General features: G+C 42.4%; 19 protein-coding genes. 7 read left to right on the top strand and 12 right to left on the bottom strand.

The window, feature by feature from the left end:
* Nucleotides 1-60: 60 nt before the first annotated feature.
* Genes ACYPWY_RS11550 through ACYPWY_RS11560 form a run of 3 tightly spaced genes read right to left on the bottom strand, consistent with a single transcriptional unit; the run spans nucleotide 61 to nucleotide 3,031 of the window.
* Nucleotides 61-981 (bottom strand): hypothetical protein, encoded by a 921-nt coding sequence (locus ACYPWY_RS11550; protein WP_459685684.1) that lies wholly within the window; start codon nucleotides 979-981, stop codon nucleotides 61-63.
* Between the two features lie 20 nt (nucleotides 982-1,001).
* Nucleotides 1,002-2,420: a T9SS type A sorting domain-containing protein gene (locus ACYPWY_RS11555; RefSeq protein WP_459685685.1), complete on the bottom strand. Its 1,419-nt coding sequence runs from the start codon at nucleotides 2,418-2,420 to the stop codon at nucleotides 1,002-1,004.
* Nucleotides 2,421-2,443: 23 nt separating this feature from the next.
* Nucleotides 2,444-3,031: a hypothetical protein gene (locus ACYPWY_RS11560; protein ID WP_459685686.1), complete on the bottom strand. Its 588-nt coding sequence runs from the start codon at nucleotides 3,029-3,031 to the stop codon at nucleotides 2,444-2,446.
* Between the two features lie 515 nt (nucleotides 3,032-3,546).
* Between ACYPWY_RS11560 and ACYPWY_RS11565 the strand changes: the two genes are divergently transcribed.
* From ACYPWY_RS11565 to ACYPWY_RS11585, 5 genes are all read left to right on the top strand, one after another.
* A complete protein-coding gene (locus ACYPWY_RS11565; protein ID WP_459685687.1) occupies nucleotides 3,547-4,275 on the top strand; it encodes a hypothetical protein in 729 nt (242 codons plus the stop codon).
* A gap of 19 nt (nucleotides 4,276-4,294) precedes the next feature.
* Nucleotides 4,295-4,576 carry a hypothetical protein gene (locus ACYPWY_RS11570; protein WP_459685688.1) on the top strand — a complete coding sequence of 94 codons (282 nt, stop codon included), beginning with the start codon at nucleotides 4,295-4,297 and terminating at the stop codon, nucleotides 4,574-4,576.
* 12 nt (nucleotides 4,577-4,588) lie between these two features.
* Entirely contained in the window at nucleotides 4,589-4,810 is a 222-nt protein-coding gene (locus tag ACYPWY_RS11575; protein ID WP_459685689.1) for a hypothetical protein, read from the top strand.
* 201 nt (nucleotides 4,811-5,011) lie between these two features.
* Nucleotides 5,012-5,239 carry a hypothetical protein gene (locus ACYPWY_RS11580; RefSeq protein WP_459685690.1) on the top strand — a complete coding sequence of 76 codons (228 nt, stop codon included), beginning with the start codon at nucleotides 5,012-5,014 and terminating at the stop codon, nucleotides 5,237-5,239.
* Nucleotides 5,240-5,277: 38 nt separating this feature from the next.
* Nucleotides 5,278-6,306, top strand: coding sequence for a hypothetical protein (locus tag ACYPWY_RS11585; RefSeq protein ID WP_459685691.1), 1,029 nt, complete (start codon nucleotides 5,278-5,280; stop codon nucleotides 6,304-6,306).
* Between the two features lie 210 nt (nucleotides 6,307-6,516).
* On the opposite strand, the gene ACYPWY_RS11590 is transcribed toward ACYPWY_RS11585, so the two are convergent.
* From ACYPWY_RS11590 to ACYPWY_RS11630, 9 genes are all read right to left on the bottom strand, one after another.
* Nucleotides 6,517-7,359, bottom strand: a complete 843-nt coding sequence (locus ACYPWY_RS11590; RefSeq protein WP_459685692.1) for a hypothetical protein — start codon at nucleotides 7,357-7,359, stop codon at nucleotides 6,517-6,519.
* A 14-nt stretch (nucleotides 7,360-7,373) separates the two neighbouring features.
* Nucleotides 7,374-8,222, bottom strand: a complete 849-nt coding sequence (locus tag ACYPWY_RS11595) for a hypothetical protein (RefSeq protein WP_459685693.1) — start codon at nucleotides 8,220-8,222, stop codon at nucleotides 7,374-7,376.
* Nucleotides 8,223-8,273: 51 nt separating this feature from the next.
* Nucleotides 8,274-8,444 (bottom strand): hypothetical protein, encoded by a 171-nt coding sequence (locus tag ACYPWY_RS11600; protein ID WP_459685694.1) that lies wholly within the window; start codon nucleotides 8,442-8,444, stop codon nucleotides 8,274-8,276.
* Nucleotides 8,445-8,446: 2 nt separating this feature from the next.
* Complete coding sequence (locus tag ACYPWY_RS11605) at nucleotides 8,447-8,704, bottom strand: hypothetical protein (RefSeq protein ID WP_459685695.1); 258 nt, start codon at nucleotides 8,702-8,704, stop codon at nucleotides 8,447-8,449.
* A gap of 98 nt (nucleotides 8,705-8,802) precedes the next feature.
* Nucleotides 8,803-8,997, bottom strand: coding sequence for a hypothetical protein (locus tag ACYPWY_RS11610; RefSeq protein WP_459685696.1), 195 nt, complete (start codon nucleotides 8,995-8,997; stop codon nucleotides 8,803-8,805).
* A 65-nt stretch (nucleotides 8,998-9,062) separates the two neighbouring features.
* Complete coding sequence (locus ACYPWY_RS11615; protein WP_459685697.1) at nucleotides 9,063-9,557, bottom strand: metallophosphoesterase family protein; 495 nt, start codon at nucleotides 9,555-9,557, stop codon at nucleotides 9,063-9,065.
* Nucleotides 9,554-10,504, bottom strand: a complete 951-nt coding sequence (locus ACYPWY_RS11620) for a DMT family transporter (RefSeq protein WP_459685698.1) — start codon at nucleotides 10,502-10,504, stop codon at nucleotides 9,554-9,556. Before ACYPWY_RS11620 ends, ACYPWY_RS11615 begins: the two co-directional genes overlap by 4 nt.
* Nucleotides 10,505-10,507: 3 nt before the next feature.
* On the bottom strand, nucleotides 10,508-11,053 hold the full coding sequence (locus tag ACYPWY_RS11625; RefSeq protein ID WP_459685699.1) for a nitroreductase family protein: 546 nt from the start codon (nucleotides 11,051-11,053) through the stop codon (nucleotides 10,508-10,510).
* Between the two features lie 9 nt (nucleotides 11,054-11,062).
* Complete coding sequence (locus ACYPWY_RS11630; RefSeq protein WP_459685700.1) at nucleotides 11,063-11,665, bottom strand: riboflavin synthase; 603 nt, start codon at nucleotides 11,663-11,665, stop codon at nucleotides 11,063-11,065.
* Between the two features lie 184 nt (nucleotides 11,666-11,849).
* On the opposite strand from ACYPWY_RS11630, the gene ACYPWY_RS11635 reads away from it, so the two are divergent.
* Together ACYPWY_RS11635 and ACYPWY_RS11640 are read left to right on the top strand one after the other, a co-directional pair.
* A complete protein-coding gene (locus ACYPWY_RS11635) occupies nucleotides 11,850-12,518 on the top strand; it encodes a hypothetical protein (RefSeq protein ID WP_459685701.1) in 669 nt (222 codons plus the stop codon).
* A gap of 12 nt (nucleotides 12,519-12,530) precedes the next feature.
* Nucleotides 12,531-13,325, top strand: coding sequence for a hypothetical protein (locus ACYPWY_RS11640; protein WP_459685702.1), 795 nt, complete (start codon nucleotides 12,531-12,533; stop codon nucleotides 13,323-13,325).
* Nucleotides 13,326-13,333: the final 8 nt, after the last annotated feature.

The following is a 13,333-nucleotide window of genomic DNA, read 5'->3' on the forward strand; positions in this document are numbered from 1 at the left end:
AAATTTCAGACGCTTGGCTAAAGACTATGAATATACAATAAGCTCAAGTGAGGCTATGATTCATCTTGCTTTTATTATGATTATGCTCAATAAAATAAATCTCAAATAAAATTTAAACAGTTTCTTATAGTCCGACTCCATTGTAGAACCCGGGCGCAAGATACCTACATCGGAACCCGGAGATTCCAAATAGGAAAAATCATTGGAGGCAGCGCTGTTGCAGAAAGTGTCGAATTTTGTTATATCATCCACATAAATAGCGTATTCCGAACCGTCTTTCAAAAAAATAACACTGGCACGAATATTGTAATAACCTTTCTTATAATTTGCTACCAATATAGCGGCATCCGGAGTAGATGGAGCTGCGGATATGGGATGGGTATGCCCAACCATATAAGTATAAGTACTAAGACGTATGCTAACATAATTTGCTGTTCCAGGTTCAGCATATTCTCCTGATGGCTGTGAGAGAGCATGAATATCCCCATCAATATTATTAATAGCCATGCCATATTCAATATCCCGGTTGGCAGCATAGTCTCTTAGATCATCAACAACATCACTAGCTGACATAAGATCAGTTTCATAGTTACTCATCGTATTGGTTACATCATTGCTATTAGCAGCTGCCTTTGGTGGACAATCAGTACGTGTAGCCGGCTTTTTGGATGAACTATTATTGTTATTGGTATTTCCATTGTTATTCACCCCACTCTGTCCGCGCGCCCCATCGGTAGTATCGTAGTCAGTATAATCATCGTCATCGTCCCACCAATCGTCATCATACCACCAGTCGTCATCATCATCGTTCCAAAAATCATCATCCCAAAAGTCATCTTCGGGATATACTGTAACTTCGGGCAGCATACCGCCATACCACATATCATCATCATCCCCATAAATATCCCAGGAGTAAGCCGACAGGCATACCAGCAAGGCGCAGGACAAAGATATGTATTTCTTTTTAAAATTCATTTTCATAATCGTTCGATTTTTACAGGTTACTTGATAAGCTTGACCGATTTATTCACCGATTTGCCGATAATTTTCAGGGTATAGGAACCCGGTGGGATAGAACCTGCCGGTATGACGTAGTTGTGTTCGCCACCGGTGTAGTTCTCCAGGTCGCTGGTATAGATGCGCTTTCCTGCTGCATCGTAGATTACGAAGCGGATGCTGCCGGCGTTTTCCAAGGCAAAAGCCACATTTATGCAGTCGTCGAAGGGATTGGGATATACGGCGAGCGATGCGGTTTGGCTGGCTTCGATGGAAGACGCTATCTTGCTTATGCGCTTCAGCGCCACATAGCTGGGCGAGGTGTATTCCCTGGTCTGCTCGCAGTAGAAGCTGACGTTCCCGGTCAGGTATTCCTCGCCGTCCCTGTATTCCCGCCTGAAGCTTCCGCTCTTCATTTCGATGGGGCGGCCGCCTTCGTGCAGCACAATGTTGTCGAATGTCCAGCCGCTTTCGTCCATTGTAGCGGTAATGGCAACGGTTGCGCTGTCCGATTCCGTCCAGCTTCCCTCTACCGTTCCGCCGGCGGTGCTGAGGGATACCTGCAACTTGGTTTCGCCCTCAATTTCCTCGCCCGACCAGTCGTAGGAAATGATTTTGCCTTCCCAGTTTCCGGCTATGCTGTTGTCCTTTACGGCATTGGCCACTTTCAGGTATTTCTTGGGGACAAGTGCATTGATGGGTTCAAGGGCTGCCGAGCGCAGTTTTACTTTTTTGCTGCCGTAGGTTTTCGAGTCGTTGCGCGCCATCAGGTCAATGGCCCGGGTTACGCCTCCGTCTGCTGCCTGTTCAAACCAGTATTTCCCCAGTTCAATGTTCCGCTCAACGCCGCGCCCCTTGAAGTAGCAAAGCCCCAGCATGTACATGCTGCCGGCATCACCGGCTTCCGCTCCCTGTTTAAAGTACTTGACGGCCTCGGTATAGCTTTGCTTTTTGCCCATGCCCTTGTAGTGGGCATAGCCTGTCACATAATCGTTGCCCGGGCTTTTTTCGATGTATTCCATCGCCTTCGTCAAATCCTGCTCCACGCCATGCCCGTACTTGTACATCAGCCCAATGTTGTAGTTGGCCCTGGCATAGCCCAGGCCTGCGGCTTTCGTAAAATACGAAAAGGCCTTTTCGTCATTCGGCACAGTACCCAGTCCCAGCTTGTACATCATGCCCACGGCATTGCAGGCTTCGGCATCGCCGGTTGCCGCCAGGCGCAGGAATATGCCGACCGCCTTTTTATAATCCAGCGTTGTGCCAACCCCGTTCAGGCAACGGTAGGCATAGCTTATGGCCTTGTCCCTGTCGGGCAAGTCGCTTTTTGCCCCCTTTTGTGCCGGTAAATAACCAAAACCAGCGCCGAAACACACGGCAAGAAGAAGTATCCTTCTTAATGCCCGATTTTTTAATGTTTTCATTTGCTTGATTTTTTTGAGGTTAGCTACCATTTATATCCACCTTGGTAAACAACGCCCTGGTGCTTGGCCTTCTGCAATGTATTGGCTGCCTTCAGGGGCTTGGGCTCGAACTTCTTCAGCTGGGCAATGTTTTCCTTTTGCCTTTCGATGTTGTACTTGTCGCAGGTGTAGGCGATTTTTTCCAGCATCAGGTACTCAAAAATCTCGGTGGTATATTGCGCCAGCTCCTGTTCGGCGTATTTTCCGGTTTTGCGCAGCGCCCTTACTTTTTCGGCGGCTTTCTCCATAATTTCGGAGTGGGCAGAAACCCGTGTGTAACTGGCCTTTTGCTTTTCGGAAAGCAGATCCATAAAGCCCGTGTTGAATTTCTTCTTGGTTTCATAAATCAGTCTGGATGCTTCCAGCCTGTCCGCCACCTTATTTATGGCAGAATCCATTTCGGCCGAGTAAGTATCGTTCATAGTAATTAAAACGGCTAACTGTTCATTGTCGAGTTCAACCATTTTACAGAGTTCGGCTACTTTCAGGGGCGCAGGTTCCTGCTGGCCGGAAAGCCGGTTCAATCCGCCGGATAAGATCAGCAGAGCTGAAATAAAAAGAATTTTTTTCATGATAAATAAAATTTTCAAGTGAATAATAATTTTGTTTCTGCCCAAATACTTATTCACATACACGCATAAAAAAAGCGGGGGCAAACTCTGGATTATTTGTTCACTGAGGTTCTCGACTACCTAAACTATCAAATAAATGAGTAAAGCCCACGCCGTAGCGTGAGCGTCATCACTTTACTCTTGATAGTTTTTTTGAAATTGTCGAGATTTCAGCAAACAAGAAATAAGTTAAACGCTTTTTTCCAATATTTTAAAATGCGCGTATTACCACGCTCCTATACCATAGGCAAATTATTTTTGTGTATTATTACTAAAAAACAAGGTTATAAGAATTATTTTGATAAATGCAAAGTTGAGGCGGTTATTTTTGGGGAAATGCATGAAAATTTTAAAGGCTGAAAGCCTTAGCCTGACGGCTATACCATCAGGGCAAACCTTAAGTTTGTCCTGATGGATTTTAAGCCTCCCCCACGGGGAGGTTGGGAGGGGCTTTCTTTTTATCTATGTATAAAACCATGATAACAATTACATTAAACAACAGCGGACAAAACATCAGCGTTCCACAATCGTGGGCGGAAATTCGCTTGGGCGATTACGAGCAATGGTTTTGCTACGAAGCCTCTAACCGGCTCGAACAGATTAATTACATTGCCGGTATATGCCATATCGACCCGGACGTTCTGCTCGAAAGTCCGGTACAGGTTTTCGACCTAGTTTCCCGTACCACCAATTTTCTCTTCGATGAAAATACCGGTCAACCCGAAAACAGGATTGAAATTGAGGGGATAAGCTACGCCATTTCATCGGGAGACGAACTGACTTTGGCCGAATGGGTGGACATAGAATCGGTCTTCGAGGGCGATAGCCGGACGCGCTTGTCGGAAATACTCGCCATCCTGTGTCGCCCTGCCGGTGAGGGTTACGACAGCAAGCGGAGCGAAACACGCCGACCATTGTTCGCCAATCTGCCGATGGATAAAGCGATGCCGTTGCTGGCTTTTTTTTTGCTTCAAAACAAAAGATCGGAGACAATTTCGAGCCTCTATTCACAAATAAAGGAACAGGGCAAACTCTATCTGCATCTTATGCTGGATTTTGCCGGAAATGGGGCTGGTACAAAATCGTTGCCGATTTGGCGGAGGATAAAATTCTTCTTTTTGACGAAATACTTGCAAAACCGGTTGTCGAAATTTTCGGATTCCTCCTCTACCGCCTCGATAAAACCCGTATGGAAACAGAACTAAAACCCAAAATTCAAAACTTATGACAGCATTTTTAATGACCCTGCTTCTTTCGCTGACAGGCTATTTCTTAGGCTGGATTCTGACAGAGCATCCCTATTTTGCATTGGCCGGGCATTTTCCGAAGCTCAATCGAAAACCCTTTAATTGCCGCCCATGCACCACTTTCCATTTGATATGGCTATTGCAGGGAATAGCGGCTGTGCATATAGAGTCTTTCACTTTCTTCCTGATTGGACTGGCTTGCGCCTTCATCGTTTTCATCCTCCTGTATAGCGATAACAACAATAAAATAGACCAATAAACCGAATAAGTTATGGAAATAAAACAACAAGTAGAAAATCTGATTACCGAAATCGACAGCACACACCGTTACAGCATGAGCCGCATCTATGCACTCTACAACCAAGTATTTGAAACAGACGAAACACCCCAGGCATGTGCCAGCTGCCTTATCCGCAAAGTCAATAAACTGCGGACCTGGCTCAATATTTATGCTGTGGAAACGCCGAGGAAGAAGAGAAAAATAAGCGTGTGAAAGGAGTGTAATTCGATTTAGTTAAAAAGTGAATTTTTGCACACCAAAACGGCTTTTTCTAAAAAAAACTTTGATTATTCTAACTATTTTGTATATTTGCAGATCGAGTAATGTTATAAACCCTGATTTATCAGGAAGTTATAAATAAAGGTATATGAAGTCTTTTCTCTAGTCTCATATACGTTGTAAACAAAAGAGAATATGAATTTAGAAGAAATTGGAAAAGCCATTCGACTTATCAATGAAAAAGAGAAAGGTTACAAAGATGAGTTGGTGAAAAGCCTTGGAGGCTTGGAGTTATTTGAAAAGCTTAGTCGGTGTGGCTTTATTAGCCATGGTGTGATGCCTCAGAAAGATGCCCCAAGCCGAGTAACGTGGAGGATAACTGATATGGGGAGGAAGATGAGTGTTTTTTCTGAATCCGCATAATCACAACGACGATTGTTCGATGGGGAAATAACGTTTGAATGGATAGGGCTTATTTAAAAGTTTTATCCATTCTATTTTGGCTGTGTAGTAATATGATTAAACGCTATTGTGTATTTTGGTATCCAACAATCTTTTATGTTAAAGAAGATTTTCCTGCCAGGGAATATTATATCAGCGGGGATCTCTCAGACGGAGTAGGAGATCCCTTTAAAGTAAGATTAGATTTAAGAGAGAATAAAAACATAACCATAACATCCTTGGCAATTCCAAATAATTGCCAAGATTTTGTTGTCGAGCTTAGATATGAAGATTATAGCAGGAACGGGTTATTTTTATATTCGTATGAAATAGATGAAAGCGCCCAGTCTCCTCTTTTCGCAGGAGACGGAGACGAAAGATGGGACTTGCCTGTTGCGATCTACCATCTGGCAAAAGGATTTTATCATGACCATGAACACCACGAGCACGGTGAAGACTCCATATTAAAAGCGTATTTTGACGAAGACTATGTGTTTATTCATACTCCAGACAATAAAGCCTTAATGCATTATCTTTTTAACTATGAAAAGATTTTTAAGGCCTTGTCGGATTCGGGTTCAATATTTTTATCACAAATCAGAACAACACAACGAAGCATTGAAGAAAATCAGCAGGCAAGTAGTCTTGGGGTTGGAGAGATAGATAGACTTTTGGTCCAACGTAACGCTTTGAATCTTTATTGTGATGGAGCAATTGGGCAATATACTTATTATCGCTGTTTATTCAATTCCAAATATAACCGTTCTTTTTGTCCGCCCCATCAAAAGTCAGGCCTGGAAAAAGGTTCGTATAAATGGGTTCAAAATATAGAGAATGCTCGAAGGAACATAAAAACGATACGATCTATTAATCATACTGAGTTTGATCTATTCGCAATAAAAGAAACAACAAAGCTAATTGATAAAGCAAATGCGATGCTTATCTCAGGAGATAAGATAGCCAAGCAAAGTAAATACCTAGGATGGGTTAGCGCTATACTAGGGGTGATTAGTGTTGGCCTTGCTATTTGGGTAATGCTATTGAGTTAAATAGTGTAAACAATCAAAACTCAAAGCAGGCACAAATCCGATCGGATTCAATAAATCTCCGGACCAACGAAAAAATAGAGGAATTGGAAAATAAGATTCAGAAAATAAGAGATAAGACTATTACTATAAGTCAGATGGACTCTGTTTTGTCTTATAAATTTACAACTCAAAAAAAATCCAATAAAGGCGTTGCTGGACAATAAACTTTTCTCAATTCCTCACTTCCATATATTCAATATCCATCGCCTGAGGCTGCCCGTTTTCTGTCGATTCTATGCTTGACGGGTAACCGGCATTGTTGTATTTGTAAGATATGGACGTGCTTGTGGCGGTTCCCATCGAATCGGAGTATTCCCGTTCCAGCAAGTTGTTTTTTATACCCGAAACTCCCAGATATACGACCAGAAACCATTGCGGAACAGTTATATCGCGCGTGATGGATGCCTTATTGTCGAATTTATATACGGTTGTACTTTCAAATATCGTTGGTTCCACGCTGCTGTAAATAGTATTGGTTTTCAGCAGATTGCCGTTTTCGTCGTATTCAAATAAGGATGTTTCCTCACTTTTGTTAAACATGGAGGAACTTTTTACCACCTGCCCCTTTCCGTTTATAGTCAGACAGGTATTGATGGCGCCTTGTTCGTTGGTCAATTTTAGGATAGAACCTTTGTACGAACAGGTTATTTTAGTCGATTCGGGTTTTGCGGGCAAGCGTTTATTATCCTCATTATCAGTAATAAAAAGTTGCGTTCTCAGGATGTTTTTTATGCGGCCAAGCTTATCGTATTCGATGACGATTTTTACACTTTGTTTGAACCGGCCATCACGCGACACCCCCGATGCATTGTTTTCATATTCAATAAGCCGCCGTTTGTCGTCGTACCGGAACAGGGTGTAATTATCTTGAATGGAATCGCTCAGGATGCTTACCGGTAAATATTTCCGTTCCTTTTTGCTGTCGGCATCCGGCACATCCAAGGCATTTCCACAAAACAATGCGGAAATAGGGGAGAGGATAATCAAAAGTAAAAAGCAAGCAAACTTCATCATAGAAGCTGAATGGGTTAATTTGCCCTCGTATAAGCAACCGTCATCTTAAATTTCAGGTTATCGGATTGGCTGACCGGATAAGCAAAGGGGTTGTACTGAATTATGTAGTTACGCTCCAAAGGGCTGAAATTATCATCCAGATTTATATGCTGCTCCACTATTTTTGTGCAATTATTTTGTACGCCGAGCGTTTCGTACATGTCGAACCAAACACCGTTGCGCGACATATTCAGCACGATATTGATAAACCATTGAGGTATATTCACTTCGCGATAAACACCCCGTTTGGCATCCGAACCGAAAGAATATTGTTTACCCGATTCATCGGTAATTTTCTGCACATTGCCCTTATTATCGTATTCAAACAAGCTGAACCGGCCATTTCCTTGAGTGTATTTCAGGACCTGCTGCTTTTGATTTAACAAAATTGTATGTGTTTCGGTAAAGCCCGTCTGATTTTCGACATCCACAATAACCACCGGTTCGCCCGTATAGGGATAACTAAAATTGCGGACGATTACGTTCTCAAAAACAAGGCCACCTTCCAAGGCATCATTGGTATGAGAGGTCATTTTCGTAATTCTCCCTTGTGCATCGTATTCTATCTGCGAAAGGCTGGTATTTGTCAAGTCGGCAGTCCCTCTTTTGAATGTAATTTCATCGGCAATTTCCACCATGCGGTTGTTGGCATCGTAGGTATATTCCGTCCGGCGTGTATTGGCGAGCGAATCGGTGATGTTTAAGGTTTTCGGCAAATACAAATAGTTGCCGTTATCAACAGTATCATCGTTATTTTCACAAGCGCTGGTCAGTATGCAGGCGGTGATGAGCACTGTCCCTACTATTAGTTTGTTTGCTGTCATATTCAGTTTGTTAAATCCACGGGTTGTAGCTAGGCTATTTATCCGTTGAAGTTATGCATATAACCCTTTTCTTCTTTTTGTTTTTTGGACAACAGAAGTCCGATTATTCCGTTTTGCTTTATCTGCTTTGATAAATTCACTAATCCCTTTCAATTCATCTTCGGTCAATGGTTTCCCATTGATAACAAAGTCAATTCCTTCCGGTTCTTTAATGTATCCCATAACTATGCATTTTTAAAATATCTGTCTATCAATTTATTTGCCGCAGGTGTATTTATAACCATTAGTTGTCCACTATACAATTGGGCATCCAATGTTTCCTGATAATGTTTTACTAATTTTGTTTTGGCAGTAAATGAAACATACCCTTCAAATCCATGCTGAAACGATATTTTACAAGCGTATGCTACAAGATTTCCAGCAACACCTTCATACAGTTTGGTTTCCCCAATATTGAACGGCGCATTTTCTAACAAATTCATATAAACATGATCAGATTCAATCGTTAAACTTACAAGTCCTTGAATAATATCAGGATTATTTACAATTGTGAGTTTATAAATTTCCCTGCTGTTATCATCTAATTCCGCTTTCCAATTGAATAGCCATTTATTTTTTTCGAGACATGTTTCAAATCGCCTTTTGTCAATCGAAGAACGTCAGTTGCAAAACTGTCCTTTGAAATAACATTCCGAATAGAGTTTGTCAGACAATCTATTTCAAAATCAAGTTCACCCTTTTTTGTTTCCTTAGTCATATCTACAAAGATACTCATTTTCTTTCAATTCCAAATTAGTAGTTAAAGAGATTCCTCTTAGTTCGTCGTAGCCTTCAAAACTATCATTCCCCCACAAGCTCAATAACCTCCAAATCGCGAATATTCCCGTCATCCAGCACAAACTTCACCAGGGTGCGCACTTTGTGAAAGCCGTATTTTCCGGCGGCTCCGGGGTTCATTGTCAGGCAATTGTATTTCCGGTCGTAAATTACCCTTAGTATGTGCGAATGGCCGCAGATAAAGAGTTTTGGCGGCGAAGAGCGCAATATCTGACGGACTTTCGGGTCGTATTTACCGGGGAAGCCGCCTATGTGGGTCATCAAAACATCAACCTCTTCGATGGTAAACCGCAGAAATTCGGGGAAAGCCGTTCTTACTTTTGCATCATCTATATTGCCATACACTGCTCTGAAAGGCTTAAACTTCTCGAAGCGGTCGGCCAGAGCCATCGAGCCAATATCGCCCGCGTGCCACACCTCGTCGCAATCGGCAAAATGTTTTTCATATTTTGCATCCCAATGGTTGTGCGTATCCGACAAAAGACCTATTTTTTTCATTGTCCGGTGGTTGGGGTTGATAAAGATTTTTCTTTTTCGGCATCCAAATCGGCTTTCGATTTACTTTTTGTAACGAAATACACGCCCAGAAATATCAGTACGCCCGCCACTATTTTCCCCATCGAAATTTTATCCATGCCCGCCAATATGGCGATGAACGAGGCAATGAGGGGTTGCAGGTTGTTGTACATGGAGATGGTAGTAGCCCTTATCCGCTGTTGTGCATGAGGAATAAGCATATAGGTGATGAAGGTAGCGCCAAACAGCGTGAAGAAAATCATCAGATAAGGCGTTATGTCCGCTTGACGGAACAGTTCGGCATCGAGAATATCGTTGTACGTGAACGGGAACAGGAAGATGGTTGAATACAAAAACATCCACTTCATCAGGGTAATCGAAGAATATTTCGAAGCCAGCGGTTTGGACAGCACCAGATAAAAAGCATAGCAGAAGGCGCTCGACAAAATAGCCAGATTTCCGGTTGTACTCGAATTTTGAGTAGAATTGCCCTGATGGCTGGTGTAAACGAGCAGTATAGCTCCCAAAGCGCCGGTAATTACGCCAATCACTTTCTTCGATGTAATCGGCTCTTTGAGCACAATAGCGGCAATTATCATGGCAAACAGGGGGCCGCTCGTAATAATAATAGAGGCATCTACGGGGGATGTTTTTCCCAGCCCGTAAACAAAAAGTCCCTGATTGACGGCAATACCCAGAATACCGGATACGAAAATAATCAGGTGGTCTTTCAATTGTATTTGTTCTTTTTTTACAAACAGGGAGGTCATCCAAAAGGCAACAGACGCAAACAACATGCGTGCCAAGGTCAGTCCCGACGAGGAAATATGCCCCGACAACAAGGCCTTGCTTATGGGAATATTAATGGCAAATATAGTAACAACAAAGAACATAATTAAATGTCCCTGTTGCTTTGAGGAAAATTTCATCGCTTATTTGTATTTGTTGTAGGATATAACTTCGGCGGCCTCTTTCCGTTTTTTCGGCCTTATATCTTGTGCCGCGTAGCCAATAATAATGTCGAGCAATACCCTTTTTGAGTCGGGAATATTCAATAATTTTTTAACTTTTATTTCGTTAAACCATCCTAAAATGCAACTGCCTAAACCTTCCGCTTCTGCCGCCAGACAAATATGAGCGGCGGCGATGCCAATATCCACAAAGGCAAAATGTTTGTCTTTGATTATACCGCCAATCCCCGAACTTAAATTCACTTTTTCTTCCACGATGAGAATGTGAACAGGCGCCTGCTTGGTGAAGTGATTCATGCCCAAAAGATGCGCCGATGTAGCGTCAGCTACTTTATCTTTTAATTCCGGGTCGGTTACAACGATAAAATGCCAGGGTTGGGCGTTACATGCCGAGGGCGATAAGCGGCCAGCCTCGAGTATCCGCTCTATTTTTTCGGCTTCAACCGGACGGTCTTTGTCGTATGCACGCGTGCTTTGTCGTTTTTTTACAAGTTCGGGAAAATCCATATTCGAGAGTTATTTAATGGCGATGATACGGCTGATGTATTTGCCGATAATGTCAAATTCCAGGTTGACAACCGAGCCGGTTTTTATCTGGTGAAAGTTCGTATGTTCGTATGTATATGGAATAATCGCCACCTGAAATGTGTTATCCGTGGGGTTGCACACGGTGAGGCTTACGCCATTGACGGTAACCGAACCTTTATCGACGGTGAGGTAGCCTTTCTTCGCCATTTCCTTGTCGAACAGGTATTCAAACCTAAAATACCAGCTGCCGTCGGCTTCATCAATCTGTATGCATCTGGCCGTTTGATCGACATGACCCTGAACAATGTGCCCGTCGAGGCGACCGTTCATCAGCATACTGCGTTCCAGGTTCACTTTATCGCCCACTTTCAGCAAGCCCAAATTCGACCTGTCCAGGGTTTCTTTGATGGCCGTTACCGTATAAGAACTTTCGTCCATGCGAACAACCGTCAGGCATACGCCATTGTGGGCAATGCTTTGGTCTATCTTCAACTCGTGAACAAACGAGCAGGCGAGTGTAAGGTGCAGATTCTCATTCTCTTTTTTCAAGGCAACGATTGTTGCCGCTTCTTCAACAATTCCCGAAAACATAGTATGTAATTTTTATTATTCAGAACAAAGATACGACATTTTAAACAAAGCTGGATTGAAAATAGTTTAAACTATCCTTTAATATTGTTTGCTAGTGTATTTAAGCTTGTTTAACCATATAAAATGAGGAAATTCTAAAATATTTATTTACATTCGTTGAGCTAATAATCAAAATAATTAAATTATGAATACAAAACAACTTTTAGTATTGGTATTTGCCGTGCTGTTGGCAAATACGGCCTTTGGACAAAGCGCTCTGCATTTGCTTATTCCTGACACGCGAACAGTCGATGATGCTCCCGGCGCATCAGGATATAGCCAGGTTATTCGCGCCGATTTTAAAGAGCGCAGTACGATTGGGGTGCCCGGTCAAAATTCATATTCTACCAGCCTGACAATAACACCGTGGTCGGATCTTACAGGAAACCTTGTGCACCAGCTAAACTTCAACGATGGCGGATTATTTTATAGAACAGGAGTACACAGCGGAGACTGGAACTCGTGGAACAGGATATTGACGGTAAACACCGACAACTGCCTTGCTGGTCCACTAGATATAAACGGCACGCTCCGAGCCAAAGAAATTAAAGTAACCCTAAACATTGGCGCCGACTTTGTTTTTGACGCCAACTACCAACTAAAATCGCTTAACGAAGTGCAGGACTTTATCAAGGAAAACAAACACCTGCCCGAAATACCCTCTGCCGCCGAGATGACAAGCGGCGACACCGACTTGGGCGTATTGCAGGTAAAGCTGCTGCAAAAAATTGAAGAACTGACGCTGTATGTTATTCAGCAGAATGACGAGATACAGAGTTTGAAAACGAAAGTAAACGAATTGGAAAACAAATAGGGGGGATTGATTATGAAAAAGCAACTATATTTTCTTTTATTAGCGATATGCCTGACAAGTTTAGCTTGCAAAGAAGATGAGATGGTTATTCCTGAACCACCGGAAAATGTCAGTCTTTTGGGAACATGGGTTGAGGAACTCCCTTACACGGGGTTTCGCGATACGATTGTTTTTGAAGAAGACGGCGTAGTAGGGAAGTATTTTTATATCTATGATGAGGCTTACAATGAGGAACGCGACATAAAAAATGCTGTTAGCTATATAGAGTCAGGTGATACTCTATTTCTGACAAATAAATACTATGAGGCGACTGATACCTGTAAATTCACTATAGCAGATGGGAGATTGACCATTCAAACATTAAAAGATGCTGATCTTTTTTATTATGCCGGTGTAGCAAGGAAAGAAGTTTCCTTTGTCAGGGTGTGTGCGGATTGTGCGGGAGAACCTAAAAATATAGACATACAAGATTTCGCGATACCTGTTATTTGCTGGTCGAATAATATAGAAGATAAAAAACTCTATTTGATAAATTCGCAGCAGGATTGGAATACACATTTCAGCTGTAATATTCCGAATGCCGGAATTGATTTTGAGAAATATACACTAGTTGTTGCTCGTGGACATTATCCAAGTATAGTATATAGAGCACGAAAACAGCTAACACAAATTGAGCCAAACAAGTATCAGATGAATATTGAAGCGTTTATAACAGGGTTGGCATCACCTGGATCATGGCGAATAGCCGTATTGACGTCCAAAATCTCTCAAGACGCAGTTGTTGAATTGAATTTACAACATCCTTAAATTTCTGT

It is taken from the genome of Viscerimonas tarda (assembly GCF_054601255.1).

Bases quoted from the DNA above. Each gene is read 5' to 3' on its own strand.
- ACYPWY_RS11550 (WP_459685684.1), bottom strand. From the start codon at position 981: ATGAAAATGAATTTTAAAAAGAAATACATATCTTTGTCCTGCGCCTTG.
- ACYPWY_RS11555 (WP_459685685.1), bottom strand. From the start codon at position 2,420: ATGAAAACATTAAAAAATCGGGCATTAAGAAGGATACTTCTTCTTGCC.
- ACYPWY_RS11560 (WP_459685686.1), bottom strand. From the start codon at position 3,031: ATGAAAAAAATTCTTTTTATTTCAGCTCTGCTGATCTTATCCGGCGGA.
- ACYPWY_RS11565 (WP_459685687.1), top strand. From the start codon at position 3,547: ATGATAACAATTACATTAAACAACAGCGGACAAAACATCAGCGTTCCA.
- ACYPWY_RS11570 (WP_459685688.1), top strand. From the start codon at position 4,295: ATGACAGCATTTTTAATGACCCTGCTTCTTTCGCTGACAGGCTATTTC.
- ACYPWY_RS11575 (WP_459685689.1), top strand. From the start codon at position 4,589: ATGGAAATAAAACAACAAGTAGAAAATCTGATTACCGAAATCGACAGC.
- ACYPWY_RS11580 (WP_459685690.1), top strand. From the start codon at position 5,012: ATGAATTTAGAAGAAATTGGAAAAGCCATTCGACTTATCAATGAAAAA.
- ACYPWY_RS11585 (WP_459685691.1), top strand. From the start codon at position 5,278: ATGGATAGGGCTTATTTAAAAGTTTTATCCATTCTATTTTGGCTGTGT.
- ACYPWY_RS11590 (WP_459685692.1), bottom strand. From the start codon at position 7,359: ATGATGAAGTTTGCTTGCTTTTTACTTTTGATTATCCTCTCCCCTATT.
- ACYPWY_RS11595 (WP_459685693.1), bottom strand. From the start codon at position 8,222: ATGACAGCAAACAAACTAATAGTAGGGACAGTGCTCATCACCGCCTGC.
- ACYPWY_RS11600 (WP_459685694.1), bottom strand. From the start codon at position 8,444: ATGGGATACATTAAAGAACCGGAAGGAATTGACTTTGTTATCAATGGG.
- ACYPWY_RS11605 (WP_459685695.1), bottom strand. From the start codon at position 8,704: ATGAATTTGTTAGAAAATGCGCCGTTCAATATTGGGGAAACCAAACTG.
- ACYPWY_RS11610 (WP_459685696.1), bottom strand. From the start codon at position 8,997: ATGAGTATCTTTGTAGATATGACTAAGGAAACAAAAAAGGGTGAACTT.
- ACYPWY_RS11615 (WP_459685697.1), bottom strand. From the start codon at position 9,557: ATGAAAAAAATAGGTCTTTTGTCGGATACGCACAACCATTGGGATGCA.
- ACYPWY_RS11620 (WP_459685698.1), bottom strand. From the start codon at position 10,504: ATGAAATTTTCCTCAAAGCAACAGGGACATTTAATTATGTTCTTTGTT.
- ACYPWY_RS11625 (WP_459685699.1), bottom strand. From the start codon at position 11,053: ATGGATTTTCCCGAACTTGTAAAAAAACGACAAAGCACGCGTGCATAC.
- ACYPWY_RS11630 (WP_459685700.1), bottom strand. From the start codon at position 11,665: ATGTTTTCGGGAATTGTTGAAGAAGCGGCAACAATCGTTGCCTTGAAA.
- ACYPWY_RS11635 (WP_459685701.1), top strand. From the start codon at position 11,850: ATGAATACAAAACAACTTTTAGTATTGGTATTTGCCGTGCTGTTGGCA.
- ACYPWY_RS11640 (WP_459685702.1), top strand. From the start codon at position 12,531: ATGAAAAAGCAACTATATTTTCTTTTATTAGCGATATGCCTGACAAGT.